The organism is Sphaerisporangium sp. TRM90804, from assembly GCF_029846175.1.
GTDB lineage: Bacteria > Actinomycetota > Actinomycetes > Streptosporangiales > Streptosporangiaceae > Sphaerisporangium.
Genome location: NZ_JARWAC010000039.1, coordinates 1 through 16,002 on the forward strand (window position 1 = coordinate 1; position 16,002 = coordinate 16,002).

A 16,002-nucleotide genomic window follows, 5' to 3' on the forward strand; every position below is an offset into this window, starting at 1 on the left:
GCCGGGGGCGTCGCCCCCGGCCGCCGGCTCTTCGCGTCAGTCGACGGGCCGGAAGACAAGCAGCGAGCGGGGGCGCTTGCCGAAGGTCACCGGGCCCGCGGCCGTGAACGTCTCGCCGTCGCGCGCCAGCCGGATCCGCGCGCCGGCGCCCTGGGGGGACTCCACGTGCACGGTGTCGGCGCGCCACTGCAGGTAGTGCCGCGACATGCCGGCCAGCCCCGCGACGGTGCTGGCCAGGGCGTGCAGCCGGGGCAGCCGTGAGGCGGCGGTCAGCAGGCGGACGTCCAGCACGCCGTCCTCCAGCCGGTCGCGGTGGGTGGGGGCGACGCCGCGCGACTGGTAGGCGCAGTTGCCCGCGAACAGCAGCCAGACCCTGTGCCGCCGCCCGTCGACGAGCAGCTCCTCGGGACGATGGCGGCGCGCCATGACCGTCGCCATCGCGACGACCAGCGCGGGCCACTTGCCGATCCTCCCGTCCCAGCGCCGGCGCTGGTCGACGACCGCCGGGTAGACGCCGAGGCTGGCGGTGTTGAGGAAGACCCGCCCGGCGACCTCCCCGACGTCCACCGCGACCACGTGCCCCGCCTGGTAGGCGGCGACCGCCTCCTCCATGGTCTCCAGGCCCAGCGTGCGGGCGAAGTGGTCGAGGGTGCCCGACGGGATGGGCAGCAGCGGGACGCCGTGGTCGAGGGCGGCCCGCGCGCCGCAGTTCATCGTGCCGTCGCCCCCGGCGACGGCGAGCACCCGGGCACGGGCGGCGGCGTCCCGCAGCAACGCGGCCAGGTCGTCGCCGGGCCCGGCTTCGAGCACCTCGGCCTCCGGGAGCACCTTGCGCAGGGCGGCCGCCGTGCCGCACTCGTGGCCGGCCGCGCTGTTGACGACCGCGACGAGCCCCTTGCCGTCGGGGTCGAGGTCGTGCAGCGGCGCGGTGGCGGCGACGCGGGCCTCACCGATCACCGTCTGGCCCGGCCACAGGCGCCTGGTGACCATGGCGGCGCACATGCCGAGCGCCATGCCGGCCAGCACGTCGCCGGGGTAGTGGACGCCGACGTAGACGCGGGAGAAGCAGACGGCGCCGGCGGCGAGCCCGACGGGCACCGCGACCCGCGCGGGCGCCTCCATCGCGATGCCCGCGGCGAACGCCGCCGCCGAGGCCGAGTGACCCGAGGGGAACGAGTGGGAGGTCGGCACCTTGGCCAGCCGTGCCAGGGGGAAGTCGGCGATCGAGGGCCGGGCCCGGGCGAACGCCTGCTTGCCCAGCAGGTTGACCACCGGGCTGGCCAGGCTGATCGCCAGCAGCCCCCGGGTGGCGGCGCGGCGCATCCGCCTGCGCCCGGTGAGCGCGAACGCGCCCGCCACGGCCACCCACAGCAGGGAGTTGTCGGCGGCCCTGGAGAGCCGGGGAAGCACGCGGTCGCATCCGGGCAGGTGCGCGTCGGCCACCGATTTGAACAGGCGCCGGTCCACCGCTCCGAGCCGCTTCCTCATCCTCGCCCGAGCACCGGGCCCCGTCGCCTTCCGCATGAACACCTTGATGCCCACGAGAGCCGCCGCCAGACACTCGCCGGGCAGATTGCCCCACCTGTCCCCCCTGGTCGGCCCCGGATCGTCAGCGACGGGGGCGGCTTCACCTAGACGCGCCCCACCCCTTCGATGGAGGCTCCGCCGGAGCCGCCGGTGCCCTGAGCGGGGCCCCGCCCGCGGCGAAGGCGGCCAGAAGGCGGTCGGCGGCCAGTGACGGCGTGAGGGTGCCCTCCAGGACCTCGCGTTCCACCTCGCCGGTGATGGCGGCGACGTCGGGGTGCTCCCTGAGCCCGGACAGCAGGCGGTCGCGCACGAGCGTCCACGTCCAGCCGACCTGCTGGCGGCGGCGCTTGGCGGCCAGTTCTCCGGAGGCCTCCATGAGGTCCTGGTGGCGGGTGATCCGCGACCACAGCTCGTCCAGGCCGGCGCCGGTCATGCCGCTGCAGGTGAGCACCGGCGTCTCCCAGCCCCCGCCGCCCGCGCGCAGCAGGCGCAGGGCCCCGGCCAGCTCGCGGGCGGCCTTGCGGGCGTCCAGCTCGTGCGGGCCGTCGGCCTTGTTGACGGCGACGACGTCGGCCAACTCCAGCACGCCCTTCTTGATGCCCTGGAGCTGGTCGCCGGTCCTGGCCAGCGTGAGCAGCAGGAAGGTGTCCACCATCTCGGCGACGGCGGTCTCGGACTGCCCGACGCCGACGGTCTCCACCAGGACGACGTCGAACCCGGCCGCCTCGACGACCACCATCGCCTCGCGGGTGGCCTTGGTGACGCCGCCCAGGGTGCCGGAGGTCGGCGACGGCCTGATGTAGGCGGCGGGGTCGGCCGACAGGCGGGCCATGCGGGTCTTGTCGCCCAGGATGCTGCCGCCGGTGCGCGTCGAGGACGGGTCGACGGCGAGCACCGCCACCCGGTGCCCCAGCCCGGTCAGGTGGACGCCGAGCGCGTCGATGAAGGTGGACTTCCCCACCCCCGGCACGCCGGTCACGCCGACCCGCCTGGCCTTGCCGGACAGCGGGGTCAGCTCGACGAGCAGCCGCTGGGCCAGCTCCCGGTGGTCGGGCCTGGTGGACTCCACGAGCGTGATCGCGCGGGCGATCCAGCCCACCGAGCCCGCGCGCACGCCTTGCACGTAGTCGTCAAGCGGCGGCATGACCGAGCCGGGCGGAAAGGTCGCGCAGCAGGTCGAGGGCGGCGTCGGCGATGACCGTGCCGGGCGGGAAGATCGCGGACGCGCCCGCGTGGCGCAGCGCCTGGTGGTCGTCCGGCGGGATCACGCCGCCCACGACGATCATGACGTCGTCGCGGCCGAGATCGCCCAGGGCGTCGCGCAGGGCCGGCACCAGCGTCAGGTGCCCGGCGGCGAGGGAGGAGACGCCGACGACGTGCACGTCGGCCTCGACGGCCTGGCGTGCCACCTCGGCGGGCGTCTGGAACAGCGGGCCGACGTCGACGTCGAAGCCGAGGTCGGCGAAGGCGGTGGCGATCACCTTCTGGCCGCGGTCGTGCCCGTCCTGGCCGATCTTGGCGACCAGGATGCGCGGCCTGCGACCCTCCTGGCGCTCGAAGGCCGCGCACGCGGCCCTGACCTTCTCGATGTTGGCGGCGTCGCCGGCCTCGTCGCGGTACACGCCCGTGATGGTACGGACCTGGCCGGCGTGCCGCCCGAACACCTTCTCCAGCGCGTCGGAGATCTCGCCCACCGTGGCCATGGCGCGGGCGGCGTCCACGGCCAGGGCCAGCAGGTTGCCGTCCCCCGCGGCGCCCCTGGTGAGCGCCTCCAGCGCGTCCTGGCAGGCCCGCTCGTCGCGTTCCTCGCGCAGGCGGCGCAGCTTGCCGATCTGCTCGGCCCGCACCGCGGTGTTGTCGACCTTGAGCACCTCGATGACCTCGTCGGCGGCCGTCGAGCGGTACTTGTTGACACCGATCACCGGCTGCCTGCCGGAGTCGATGCGCGCCTGGGCGCGGGCGGCGGCCTCCTCGATGCGCAGCTTGGGCAGCCCGGCCTCGATGGCCTTGGCCATGCCGCCCGCCCGCTCGACCTCCTGGATGTGGCCGCGCGCCCGCCGCGCCAGCTCGTACGTCAGCCGCTCGACGTAGGCGCTGCCGCCCCAGGGGTCGATGACACGGCAGGTGCCCGACTCCTGCTGCAGCAGGATCTGAGTGTTGCGCGCGATGCGGGCCGAGAAGTCGGTCGGCAGCGCCAGGGCCTCGTCCAGGGCGTTGGTGTGCAGCGACTGGGTGTGCCCCTGGGTGGCGGCCATCGCCTCCACGCAGGTGCGCACCACGTTGTTGAACACGTCCTGCGCGGTGAGCGACCAACCCGACGTCTGGCTGTGGGTGCGCAGCGACAGCGAACGGGGGTCGGCGGCGCCGAAGTCCTTGACCATCCCGGCCCACAGCAGCCGCGCCGCGCGCAGCTTGGCGACCTCCATGAAGAAGTTCATCCCGATGCACCAGAAGAACGACAGCCGCGGCGCGAACGCGTCGATCCCGAGCCCCGCGTCCACCCCGGCCCGCAGGTACTCCGCCCCGTCGGCCAGCGTGTAGGCCAGCTCCAGGTCACAGGTCGCCCCGGCCTCCTGGATGTGGTACCCCGAGATCGAGATCGAGTTGAACCTCGGCATCTCCCGGGAGGTGTAACGGAAGATGTCGGAGATGATCCGCATCGACGGGCCCGGGGGGTAGATGTAGGTGTTGCGGACCATGAACTCCTTGAGGATGTCGTTCTGGATCGTCCCCATCAGCCGGTCGGGCGCCACCCCCTGCTCCTCGGCGGCCACGATGTACAGCGCCAGCACCGGCAGCACCGCGCCGTTCATCGTCATCGACACGCTCATCCGATCCAGCGGGATCCCGTCGAACAACTCCCGCATGTCGTAGATCGAGTCGATCGCCACCCCCGCCATGCCCACATCACCCGCCACCCGCGGGTGGTCGGAGTCGTACCCCCGGTGGGTGGCCAGGTCGAACGCCACCGACAGGCCCTTCTGCCCGGCCGCCAGGTTGCGCCGGTAGAACGCGTTGGACTGCTGGGCGGTGGAGAACCCCGCGTACTGCCGGATCGTCCACGGCCGCGTGGCGTACATCGTCGGATACGGCCCCCGCACGAACGGCGCCATCCCCGGATACGCCGACAGGAAGTCCAGGCCGTCAAGGTCGGCGGCGGTGTAGAGCGGCTTGACGCCGATGCCCTCGGGGGTGTCCCACAGCAGGTCGGCGGGGCTCTCGCCGGCCTGCTCGCGTACGGCCTCGGCCCAGTCGCCCAGCCCGGCGGCCTCGCGCGCGGCCGGCTCGGGGCCGTCGCTCAGGGGGATGCCGGAGAACTCGGGGATCATGGGGCCACTCCCAGGTCGTCGAAGGTGGTGCGGAGCACCTCCAGCACGTCGCATCCGGCGTACAGGCGGGAGTCCACACCTTCATGGTGCCCCTTCCCCGCCAGCCAGATCCTCCTGGCCCCCGCCCGCCGCAGCGCGGCGGCGACGGCCGTCGCGTGCTCCTCGTACAGCGCGTCGCTGGAGCACAGGCAGGCCACCTGGGCGCCCGCGCCGGTGAACGCCTTCGCGACGGCCTCCGGGTCGGTGCCCGGGCCGGAGGTGACGGTGGCGACGCCCCCGGACTGGAACAGGCCGGCGGCGAACGCGGCCCGCGCGCCGTGCGCGGCCGGCGGGCCGATCGTGGCCAGGAACACCTCGGGCCGGGCCTGCGCGCGGTCGGCGCGGTCGCGCAGGGCCTCGAAGTCCTGGGCGTAGTGGACACGCGGCAGGCCGCCCCCGGCGGGCTCGGGCGCGGCCTCGCGCACCGGGCGGCGCTCGGCGAGGTCGGGGTACTCGCTGACGCCGGTGATCGGAGTCGCGCGGCGGGCGATGTCGCGGAACCGGCGTTCGCGGGTGGCGGCGAGCCGCTCGGGCACCAGCCGGTCCTGGGCCGCCTCGGCGCCGCCCGCGCGCTCGATCTCCTGGAACCACTCCCAGGCGCGCTCGGCGAGGTCGGCGGTGAGCCGCTCGACGTACCAGGAGCCGCCGGCCGGGTCGACGACCCGGGCCAGGTGGGCCTCGTCGACGAGCAGCGCCTGGGTGTTGCGGGCGATCCGCCGGGCGAAGGCGTCGGGCAGGCCGAGGCGCGCGTCGAACGGCTGCACGGTGATCGCGCCGGCGCCGCCGACCCCTGCGCCGAAGCAGGCCAGCGTGGTGCGCAGCATGTTCACGAAGGGGTCGCGGGCCGTCATCATCGCCGAGGAGGTGACCGCGTGCTGGGCCTGGCCCGGCCCTCCGGCCACGCCGCACACCTCGGCGACGCGCGCCCACAGCCGCCGCGCGGCGCGGAACTTGGCGATGGTGAGGAACTGGTCGGCCGTGGCCGCGTACCGGAACTCCAACTGCGCCAGTGCCTGCTCGGCGGACAGGCCGGCGTCGGTGAGGGCGCGCAGGTAGGCGACGCCGGTCGCGATGGAGCAGCCGAGCTCCTCGGCGTCGCCGCCGCCGGCGTCGTGGTACGGCGTGGCGTCGACGGTGACCGCGCGCAGGCCGGGCACCTCGGCGGCGCGGCGGGCCAGGCCGGCGAGGCCGGTCAGCGGGACGGCGGCGCCGGTGCGGGCGCGCAGGCCCAGGGGGTCGGCGCCGAGGTTGCCGCCCGCCGGGGCGGCGCCGCCGCCGGTGGCAAGCCGCAGGAAGACCTCGGCGGCCTCGGCGGTGCGGGCGCCGGCGTCGAGCACGACGGGCGCCAGGTCGAGGTAGACGCCGTCCAGGACCGCGGGCAGGGCGGCGGGGTCGAGGCCGCCGTCGCCGAGGACGAGCCACAGGGAGGTGACGCCGCTCTCCAGGTCGGCCAGCACGGCCTCCCGGGTGACGGCGGGGTCGGGGTGGGCGTGCCGCTGGCGGACGTCCCAGCCCGTGGGCGTGCCGCCGATGGGGGTGCCGCCGCGCACGTACGGCGCGAAGCCGGGAAGGCCGGGGTCGCCGGGCAGGTCTCCGGCGTCGTACAGGGGGGCCACCGTGACGCCGTCGTAGGTCGTGTGGGCCAGCGCCTCCTCGGGCGAGCCCACCTCGGCCCCGGACTTGCGCAGCACGGCCACGGCGAGGCGCCGCCAGTCGTCCCGCGTGCTCGGCGGGAAGGCGGCGCCCGGATGGAACTCCTCAGGCTGCACGGTCATGCCCCGGATGGTAGGCGTTCGGGCTCGAGGACGACACTTCGGGGACCCCTGTCGGCGACCGGGATCCCCGGGATCCCCGGGGTCCCCGCCTGGTCACGGCTCCGTGCGGGGCGTCCCGGCCGCGCCGCCCGGCGGACGGGCGCCTCCGGCGGCGGTCAGGTGATCGGGGCGTCGAAGGCGGCGTCCCACGTGTTGCGGCCGACGACGCCGTCGTCGTCGAGGTTCTGCTGCTGCTGGAAGCCGATGCACACCTCGCGCGAGGCCGGGCCGTAGGCGCCGTCGACGTCGATCGTCCAGCCGCGCTTGTCCATCTGGGCCTGCCAGGTGCGCACGTCGTCGCCGCGCATGACCGGCGGGTACTTCAGGAGCCTGCCGGGCCACTGCGGGCGCTGCTCCTCCGGCGGGTCGGTGGGGTCGGGCTGCCCGCCGGGACGCGGGGCGCCCCTCTTCACCCAGGAGTACAGCGCATCGCCCGGGCAGGAGGTCGCGTAACCGTCGCGGTGGCCCTTGACCTCCCGCCCGGCGCCGCCCTCGGCGCGCAGGTACTCGATCGCGTCGACGATGCCGTGCAGCATCGCGTCCGGCGGCTTGACCAGCCCTGAGGACCCGACCAGGCCGAGCACGGCGTAGTGGCCGGAGTTGAGGCCGGCCCCGTTGGCGGCGGGCACGCGGCGGGGGCCGCGCCCGACGAAGACCTTGCGGTGCGGGCACGCCACCATGCTGTAGCCGATGTCGATCCAGCCGTTGCCGTCCATGTGGAAACTCTGGATCGACTTCACCAGCGCCACGCACTTGGCGTGGTCGTCGACGATCGCCGGCTCGACCCGCCCGCCCGTGTAGTGGACTTTCACGCCTTTGGTAGACGTCAGCGTCGAATAGGAACCGCGAGGGGCGCGGGCGCCCCAATCTTTGCGCGACACGAGGTCGATAGCCACGAACTTCTCCCGGGGGGAACGGATATATCCGGATTTAATCCACCGCTGCGCTTCTCCAGGCCCTGCAAAACACCACATTGTGCTGCGCAGCGGTCGAATCCGCAGGGACTACCCTAGCCAGCCGCACATACGCATATGGACGGCTTGCCTGATGTCGGTATGGATCTGACCAAGCATCGCGATGAGTCGGTAAAGCCGCGCAGAAGTGGCCCCGGCCGGGGTCAGCTCCGGCCGCCGGGGGCGCCGCCCCGCGTCGCGGGCCTGGCCGCGGGGGCCAGGACGGCCGGATCGGACCGTGCGAGCAGGGCCGGCTCGGTGCGGCGCAGCCCCTGGGACACGGGACGGTCGCCGGAGTCGCGCTCCGGCGCCTCGTCGCCCCAGAAGGGGCCGGCCAGCCCGAGTTCCTGGAACAGCGCGCGTGCCTCGTCCGGAGTGCGCCGGCGGTACTCCTTGGTCAACCGGCCCGTGTACCAGCGGGTGGCGAGCAGCCACAGCGTCCGCATGTCGAGCAGGGCTCCGCGGGGGCTGCGGGTCACACGCAGCCACCGGCCGACGTGCTCCTCCGAGCAGAACAGCGCCTGGTGCCCGCAGGCGAACATCACGTCGTCCCACATGCGCGGGATGGGCACCAGGAAGTGGGCCATCAGGTCGGAGGTCGGCGGCTCGCCGGGGCAGACGTCCAGAGCCAGGGCCCTGCCGCACCCGGGGCAGTGGGTCGCCACCAGGCACTCCTCGCCGACCAGCGCCGGGATCGCGAACGAGTCCCAGGCGCAGCCGCCCCACCACTTGGCACGCCGGCCGGCGACGACGAACCCGAGCGGCACGGCCGACCACGGGTGGGCCATGACGATGCGCCGCCTGCCCTCGTCCAGCACGAGCAGGTGGGCGTCGTGCAGGGCTCCGAGCGCCTCCAGCGCCTCGGCTGCCCCGACGCCGAACTCGGCGGCCACCTCCTCCGGGCGCGGCGGGTCCCCCCGCTCGGCGAACCGCCGGTAGACGAACACCCGCACGTCTGCGAGATCGTGCATGCCCCGGTGATACCCACTCCGACCTGCGCCGACGCAACGCGGCGGCGACCGGGGCGCCGGCCTCCCGCCGGGGCGCGGGCGCCGGCCCGGCGCTGATCACGGATACGTAAACCTTCCGATGCGCCCAGAACACCTCGAACCCACAATCGGCCGGGTGGTCACCCCGTCACCCGCCGATCAGAACCGCCCCGGCCGAAGCCGTGTCGCCTTCCACCGCTGGACCGAGGTCGTCCCCTCGGAGACCGGCGCGACCGGTTATCTCGACCCGTTCGGCGGCGAGACGGCGACCTGGGCGTACACCCGGTGGACGTCGGAGGAGCGGGCGGTCGGGTTCCCCGCCACCGAGCTGGTCCCCTCCTGGGTGGCCTCCGCGCCCAAGGGCGCCTGGATACGGGTGGAGCTGCGGGCGCGCACCGAAGGCGGCCGGCTGACCAAGTGGTACGACATGGGGCGGTGGGCCGAGGGCGGCGAGGACATCCACCGCACCTCCCTGCCCGGCCAGGGCGACGAGGACGGCGACGTCGCCGTCGACACCTTCGTCGCCACCCGGCCCGTCACGGCGTACCGGCTGCGCGTCACGCTGCACGGCGCCGGGGCCCGCGTGCACGAGGCGGGGGTGATGGCCTCGGCCGTCCCCACCGGGGTCGGCGTGCCGGTGAGCGCGCCCGGCGAAGCGCGCGGCGTCGAGCTGGACGTGCCGCCGCGCTCCCAGCGCACCCACGCCGGCCACTACCCGCAGTGGGGCGGGGGCGGCGAGTCCTGGTGCAGCCCCGCCTCGATGACCATGGTCATGCAGTACTGGGGCCGCGGGCCCGACCCCGCCGAGCTGGCGTTCGTCGACCCCGCCGACCCCTGCCCGGCCGTCGACCACGCCGCCCGGGACATGTACGACCACAGCTACCAGGGCACCGGCAACTGGCCGTTCGGCGTCGCCTACGCCGGGCGGTACGGGCTGCGCGGCCTGGTGACCCGGCTGCGCTCGCTCACCGAGGTGGAACGATTCATCGCCGCCGGGGTGCCGGTGCTGACCTCCCAGTCGTTCCGGGACGGCGAGCTGCCGGGCTCGGGGTACTCGACCGGCGGCCACATCATGGTCGTGACGGGGTTCACCCCCGGCGGGGACGTCGTCGCCAACGATCCGGCGGCGCTGTCCGACGAGACGGTCAAGAGGACATATCCTCGGGCCGCTTTCGAGCACGTCTGGTTACGAGGTACCGGCAGCGGGGGAATCGTTCATGTCGTCCACCCGCACGACGTCCCACTCCCACCCTCGGAGGGCAACTGGTGATCCACTCTCCTGTCACGGCGGCCGATGTCGCTCGCGTCGACGACCGCCCCTTCTGGGTCGAGATCGTGCCCGCCCCGGACGGCGAGGAGGTGTGGTGGGACGAGCCGCGCCCTGCCGAGGGCGGCCGGCGCTGCGTCGTCCGGTACGGCGCCGGCGGCGTCGTCCAGGACGTGCTGCCGCCGGGCTGGAACGCCCGCAACCGCGTGGTCGAGTACGGCGGCCGGTCGTGGCGCCCGCTGCCCGGCGGCGGGCTGGTGTTCACCAACTGGGCCGACCAGCGCCTGTACCGGGTGTCCCCCGGCGGCGAGCCCGCGCCGCTGACCCCGCCCGGCCCGTCCCGGTACGCCGACCTGGTGGTGCACGGCGACGAGGTGTGGTGCGTGCGCGAGACCGAGGACGCGCGCGACCTAGTGGCCGTGCCGCTGGACGGCGGGACGCCCCGTGTGGTCGTCACCGCGCAGCACTTCCTGATGAACCCGCGCGTCTCCCCCGGCGGGCGCCAGATCGCCTGGATCGGCTGGGACCACCCCAACATGCCCTGGGACGGCACCGAGCTGTGCGTGGCGCCGCTGCGTGAGGACGGCACCGCCGGTCCGTCCCGCGTGGTTGCGGGAGGGCCGTCGGAGGCGGTGGTCCAGGCCGAGTGGCGCGACGAGGACGCCCTGTACGCCGTGACCGACCCGACCGGCTGGTGGAACGTACACCTGGTGCCGCTCGACGGGACGCCCCCGCGCAACCTGGCCCCGATGTCGCGCGAGTTCGGCGACGCCGCCTGGAAGCCCGGCCTGACCTGGTTCGCGCCGGCGGGCGACCGCCTGGTGTGCATGTACGGCACGGCCGACGGCAGGCGCCTGGGCGTGCTCGACCCGGCGACCGGCGAGCTCACCGACGTCGGCGGCGCCTACACCTACTGGGGGGCGACGCTCTCGGCCTCCCCCGGCGGCGCGGCCGTGGCCGGGGTGGCCGCCACACCGTACACGCCGTACGAGGTGGTTCGCGTCGACCTGGCGACCGGCGCGCACCGGGTGCTCTCCCCGGTCAAGGAACTGCCCGACCGCGCCGTGCTGCCCACGCCCGAGGCGGTGACGTTCGACGGCGTGCACGCCCACGTGTACCCGCCGGTCGCCGCCGAGGGCCCCGCCCCGTACGTGGTGTTCGTGCACGGCGGCCCCACCGGGTCCAGCCCGCCGGTGCTCGACCTGGAGATCGCCTACTTCACCAGCAGGGGCATCGGCGTCGCCGACGTCAACTACGGCGGCTCCACCGGTTACGGCCGGGAGTACCGCGAACGGCTCCGGCACAACTGGGGCGTCGTCGACGTGCGCGACAGCGAGACCGTCGCGCGCGGCCTGGCCGCGGCCGGGCTCGCCGACCCCGCGCGCATCGCGATCCGCGGCGGCAGCGCCGGCGGCTGGACCTCCGTGGCCGCCCTGGTACACAGCGACGCCTTCTGCGGCGCCGTGGCCCACTACGCCATCACCGACCCCGAGGGCTGGGCCGCGGAGACCCACGACTTCGAGTCGCGTTACCTGGACGGCCTGATCGGCCCGCTCCCGCAGACCCGCCAGCGCTACCTCGACCGCTCCCCCACCCTGCACGCCGCCCAGGCGTCCGGCCCCGCCCTGCTCATGCACGGCCTGGAGGACGCCATCGTCGACCCCGTCCAGGCGGAGCGGTTCGTCGCCGCCCTGGACGCGCACGGCGGCCGGTGGGCCTACCTCACCTTCCCCGGGGAACAGCACGGCTGGAGGAAAGAGGAGACGATCGTCGCGGCACTGGAGGCCGAGCTCGCCTTCTACGGGCTCGTCTTCGGCCTTCCCACCCCCGAGGTGCCGCCGCTGACGTTGAAAGGGAGAACGTGACAGAGGTCGCCGGCATCTGCTCGGACCTGCTCAGGATCGACACCACCAACGACGGGACCCCGCAAGGCTCCGGCGAGCGCCTCGCCGCCGAACACGTCGCGGGGCTGCTGGCCGAGGTGGGCATAGAACCCCACATCTTCGAATCGGCGCCGCGCCGCGCCAACGTGGTCGCGCGCATCCCCGGGAACAGCCCGGACGCCCTGCTCATGCACGGCCACCTGGACGTCGTGCCCGCCGACCCGGCGGAGTGGCGGCTGCACCCCTTCTCCGGCGAGATCGCCGACGGCTGCGTGCACGGGCGCGGCGCGGTCGACATGAAGGGCACGCTGGCGATGACGCTGGCGCTGGTCCGCGACTGGGCCCGGCGCGGGGTGCGTCCCCGGCGCGACATCGTGCTGGCGTTCCTCGCCGACGAGGAGGCCACCGGGGACTACGGGGCGAAGTACGCCGTCACCCGGCACCGCGACCTGTTCGAGGGCTGCACCGAGGCCATCAGCGAGTCGGGCGGCTTCAGCGTCCAGGCCTCGCCGGACGTCCGCGTGTACCCGGTCGCGGTCGGCGAGCGCGGCACGGCGTGGATGAAGGTCACCGCGCACGGCGTGCCCGGGCACGGCTCCAAGCCGCCGGTGGACAACCCGGTGGCCGAGATGTGCCGGGCCCTGGCCCGGATCGCCGACCACCGCTGGCCGGTGCGGCTGACGCCCGCCGTCGCCTCGCTCGTGGAGGGGCTGGGCAAGGCGCTCGGGACGACGATCGACCTCGACCGGCTGGACGAGGAGGCCGAGCGCCTGGGCCGCGCGGGCGCGCTGTTCCGCGGGGTGATCCGCAACTCGGCCAACCCGACCATGCTGCAGGCGGGCTACAAGGTCAACGTCATCCCCGGCACGGCCGAGGCCCACGTGGACGGCCGGTTTCTGCCCGGCTTCCAGGAGGAGTTCCTGGAGACGGTCGACCGGCTCCTCGGGCCGAAGATCACGCGCGAGTTCGTCAGCTTCGGCGGCGGCGTGGCGTCGCCGACCGAGGGCCTGTTCGAGGAGCTGTGCGCCGCGCTGGTGGCGGAGGACCCCGGCGGCCGTCCCGTCCCCTACGTCATGACGGGCGGCACGGACGCCAAGTCGTTCGCCACGATCGGCATCCGCGGGTACGGCTTCGCGCCGCTGCTGCTGGACCCCGGGCTCGACTACTTCGGCATGTTCCACGGCATCGACGAGCGTGTCCCCGTCGCGGGCCTGGAGTTCGGCGTCCGCGTACTGGACCGCCTGCTGGCCACGCCCGCCGCCTGAGCCCCCGCACGCGAGACGCCACAGGAACATGAACCGGCGGCCCCCATACCCCGCAAGGCCTCGGACCCCCGGCACGTGGGATGCGGGGCCGCGCACCCGCACCACGTGAGACGCGGATCTCGCGGGTCCCGCACCACGTGAGACGCGCCGGCGGTCGTCGGCCGCCGGCGCGTCTCCGGCCCTCTCGCGGAACGGCCGTCGCCGTCCCGCAGGGCCGCCTTCCAGCTAGCTCCTCGGCTTGAGCACCGCGTCGATGAGGTACACGGTGCCGTTCTTCGTGGCGATGTTGCCGCAGAGCACCTTGGCGTCGTTGACCTTGAAGTCCTCGCCGGAGCCCTTGGTGGTCAGCTTTCCGCCCTGGAGGGTGGTGAAGTCGCCGTTCCCCAGGTCCGCGGGGCCGATGCGCTTGGGCACCACGTGGTACTTCAGCAGGTCGCTGAGCGCCTGCTTGTCCGACAGGAGCCGGTCGACGGTCTCCTTGGGCACCGCGTCGAACGCCTTGTTCACCGGCGCGAAGACGGTGACGTCCTGCGCGGAGTTGAGGGTCTCGACCAGGCCGGCCTTCTGCGCGGCGGCCGCCAGGTTCGACGTCTCCTTGATCTGCGACAGGGCGGTGCCCAGCGGCTGGTTGGCCAGGTCGGCGACGCTGCCCGGCCCCGACTGGGGCAGCGAGCCGCAGCCCGGCCCGAACGGCGTGGCCGTCGACGTGCCGTTGGGCGACTCGGTGGCCCCCGGCGACCCCGACTCGGTGGGCGTGGTGGTGGGCGACTCGGTGGGCGTGGCCGGGACCGACTCGGTGGGTGTCGTGGCGGGTGACTCGGTGGGCTGGGCGCGGACGCCGGCCGCCAGTGGCGAGATGGCCGTCTCCGTACCACCGCCGGTCATGGCGGCGGCGCCGTAAGCCGCCGAGATCGACAGGGTCGCTGCCGCTATCGGGAGGGTGAGAAGACGAGATTTCATGGCGTCTGTCCCCTTTGGTATTTCTGGGTTGGGATCACTCGACGAGTGACCACGATCGAGTGTCAGCCGGTGAGCCGTCCGCGGCGCGGAGGCACGTGACCGGGAGCCCGTCTTCGGCCGGTGACGTCGATCGCACCGGCGGCCGGTGTCCCCGCGACCGGGCTGGGCCGCGGGGGTGGGGTCGCCCGGATTCGCGCGGCGACCCGGTTAGGAATGCTGCTCAGCCTGTCCGCCGGCCGGCTCCGCCCACCGCGGAGAACGCCACGGCGGACCGTATGGAGAGGCCGTGCTTCCCCCCTTCAGCATGGCCTTGCATACAGCACCCGTACCCACTACACCGCCCACCCCCCGCCTCCCCCACGGCCTTTGACCCCTTCGCGCCAAACCCCCACCAACCCTCCCCCCAGCCCCCCATCGATCTGGCCCCCCTATACACCTGAGGGACGCATAACCACCCAACCGGCCATCCTCACCGCGACAGCCCCACGCGGCCCGCACGAGGAGATCGCGGTATTCGCCCATCGACCACGGCAACCACCCGCCCCCTCGAAAACCCCACCCGGACCAACGAGCAAGGCCGACCCCAGCCCCACCGACCCCCATCACTCCCACGAAGCCCCCGCCCACCCGGCCCCAACCGACGCCTCACCACTCCCACCGAGCCCACACCGGGCCCGCCCCCGCCCATCGAGCCCTCTGCCCCGCCCTGCGGCCCCTCTCCGGCGCCGGGACGGCGAGGCGCGGGACGGCGAAGACGGCGCCCCATACGGCGGCCGGCCCGCCAACCACCGACATCCACCCCAACGGACCGGCAGACACCTCCACCCCGAATCACAGCCGCCACACCTCCCCCAGCCCCCGATCCCAACCCCCCGGCCCCCTCCCGGCGCCGGGGCGGCGAGGCGCGGGACGGCGAAGACGGCGCCCCATACGGCGGCCGGCCCGGCAGCCGCCGCAACCTGTGTTCCGGGGAACCCTCACCGGCGCCGGGGGGGCGAGGGTTATGGGTTAGTCGATGGTGATTACCACCTTTCCTCGGCCGTGGCCGGTTTCGACGTCGCGGTGGGCGTCGGCCGCCTGGGCCAGGGGGTAGGCGCGGCGGATGAGGAACTTCAGATCGCCCTGGCTGTAGAGCCGGGCGTAGCGGGCCAGGCGTTCGGCGGAGCGCTCGCCCTGGACGGTTCGCACGCCGACCTCTGAGGCTCGGGTGTGCTCGACGAGGGTGACGATGCGGTCGCGGTCCTTCACCAGTTCCAGCGAGGCGTCCAGGGCCGCGCCGCCGGCGCCGTCGAGGGCGGCGTCGACGCCGCGCGGGGCCGCCGCCCGGACGCGCTCGACCAGGCCGTCGCCGTACTCGACGGGGACGGCGCCGAGATCGCGCAGGTAGTCGTGGTTCTCGGGGCGGGCGGTGCCGACGACCTCGGCGCCGCGCATCCTGGCGATCTGCACGGCGGCGCCCCCGACCGCGCCTGCGGCGGCGTGCACGAGCAGGGTGTCGCCCCGGCCAAGGCCGATGGTGTCCACCGCCAGCTCGGCCGTCTGCACGGCCGCCGTCAGGGCGCCCGCGACCTCCCATGGCACGCCGGCCGGCTTGGCCGCCACCTGGTCGGCGGCGACGACGACGTACTCGGCGTACGCCTGCGTGCGCCCGAAGCCGAGCACCTCGGCGCCCACGGTGACGCCGCTCACCCCCGCGCCCACCTGGTCGACCACGCCGGCGAACTCGTTGCCGGGAATCCCAGGCAGCTCCCCCGACGCTCCCGACGGGATCCACCCCGCCCGGACGGCCAGGTCGTACGGCTGCACCCCCGCCGCCCGCACCCGGACCCGGACCTCTCCCGGCCCAGCCTGCGGGGTGTCCAGCTCCATCACCCGCAGCACTTCCGGCCCACCGTACGTCGCGAACGCGGCGGCTCTCATGACGCCCACCCCTCTCATCGGGTTCTGGCGTTCACGATGCAACCTCAACTTCGATT

Annotated in this window: 11 protein-coding genes; 3 read left to right on the plus strand and 8 right to left on the minus strand. The window is 74.3% G+C overall.

The window, feature by feature from the left end; all coding sequences use genetic code 11:
• Positions 1–36: 36 nt before the first annotated feature.
• The 6 genes from PYR91_RS35130 to merB all read right to left on the minus strand — a co-directional run bounded on the left by PYR91_RS35130 (position 37) and on the right by merB (position 8,633).
• Positions 37–1,488 carry a phosphatase PAP2 family protein gene (locus PYR91_RS35130; protein ID WP_279787124.1) on the minus strand — a complete coding sequence of 484 codons (1,452 nt, stop codon included), beginning with the start codon at positions 1,486–1,488 and terminating at the stop codon, positions 37–39.
• A 139-nt stretch (positions 1,489–1,627) separates the two neighbouring features.
• On the minus strand, positions 1,628–2,671 hold the full coding sequence (gene meaB / locus PYR91_RS35135) for a methylmalonyl Co-A mutase-associated GTPase MeaB (protein ID WP_279787125.1): 1,044 nt from the start codon (positions 2,669–2,671) through the stop codon (positions 1,628–1,630).
• Positions 2,658–4,856, minus strand: a complete 2,199-nt coding sequence (gene scpA, locus PYR91_RS35140) for a methylmalonyl-CoA mutase (RefSeq protein ID WP_279787127.1) — start codon at positions 4,854–4,856, stop codon at positions 2,658–2,660. The genes meaB and scpA overlap by 14 nt, the downstream gene beginning before the upstream one ends.
• Entirely contained in the window at positions 4,853–6,670 is a 1,818-nt protein-coding gene (locus PYR91_RS35145; RefSeq protein ID WP_279787129.1) for a methylmalonyl-CoA mutase subunit beta, read from the minus strand. Before PYR91_RS35145 ends, scpA begins: the two co-directional genes overlap by 4 nt.
• A 155-nt stretch (positions 6,671–6,825) precedes the next feature.
• A complete protein-coding gene (locus PYR91_RS35150) occupies positions 6,826–7,521 on the minus strand; it encodes an N-acetylmuramoyl-L-alanine amidase (protein WP_279787131.1) in 696 nt (231 codons plus the stop codon).
• 305 nt (positions 7,522–7,826) lie between these two features.
• Positions 7,827–8,633, minus strand: coding sequence for an organomercurial lyase (gene merB / locus PYR91_RS35155; RefSeq protein WP_279787132.1), 807 nt, complete (start codon positions 8,631–8,633; stop codon positions 7,827–7,829).
• 154 nt (positions 8,634–8,787) lie between these two features.
• On the opposite strand from merB, the gene PYR91_RS35160 reads away from it, so the two are divergent.
• The 3 genes from PYR91_RS35160 to PYR91_RS35170 are packed head-to-tail and all read left to right on the plus strand — an operon-like array spanning position 8,788 to position 13,066.
• Positions 8,788–9,921: a C39 family peptidase gene (locus PYR91_RS35160; protein ID WP_279787133.1), complete on the plus strand. Its 1,134-nt coding sequence runs from the start codon at positions 8,788–8,790 to the stop codon at positions 9,919–9,921.
• On the plus strand, positions 9,918–11,783 hold the full coding sequence (locus PYR91_RS35165; protein WP_279787134.1) for a prolyl oligopeptidase family serine peptidase: 1,866 nt from the start codon (positions 9,918–9,920) through the stop codon (positions 11,781–11,783). Before PYR91_RS35160 ends, PYR91_RS35165 begins: the two co-directional genes overlap by 4 nt.
• Positions 11,780–13,066: a M20/M25/M40 family metallo-hydrolase gene (locus tag PYR91_RS35170; protein WP_279787135.1), complete on the plus strand. Its 1,287-nt coding sequence runs from the start codon at positions 11,780–11,782 to the stop codon at positions 13,064–13,066. Before PYR91_RS35165 ends, PYR91_RS35170 begins: the two co-directional genes overlap by 4 nt.
• Positions 13,067–13,291: 225 nt before the next feature.
• Here the strand turns inward: PYR91_RS35170 and PYR91_RS35175 are convergent, their stop codons facing one another.
• Together PYR91_RS35175 and PYR91_RS35180 are read right to left on the minus strand one after the other, a co-directional pair.
• The gene (locus tag PYR91_RS35175) at positions 13,292–14,026 is read right to left on the minus strand and encodes a fasciclin domain-containing protein (protein ID WP_279787137.1); all 735 of its coding nucleotides are present in this window, start codon (positions 14,024–14,026) and stop codon (positions 13,292–13,294) included.
• Between the two features lie 1,008 nt (positions 14,027–15,034).
• Entirely contained in the window at positions 15,035–15,946 is a 912-nt protein-coding gene (locus tag PYR91_RS35180; protein ID WP_279787138.1) for an NADP-dependent oxidoreductase, read from the minus strand.
• Between the last annotated feature and the right edge of the window lie 56 nt (positions 15,947–16,002).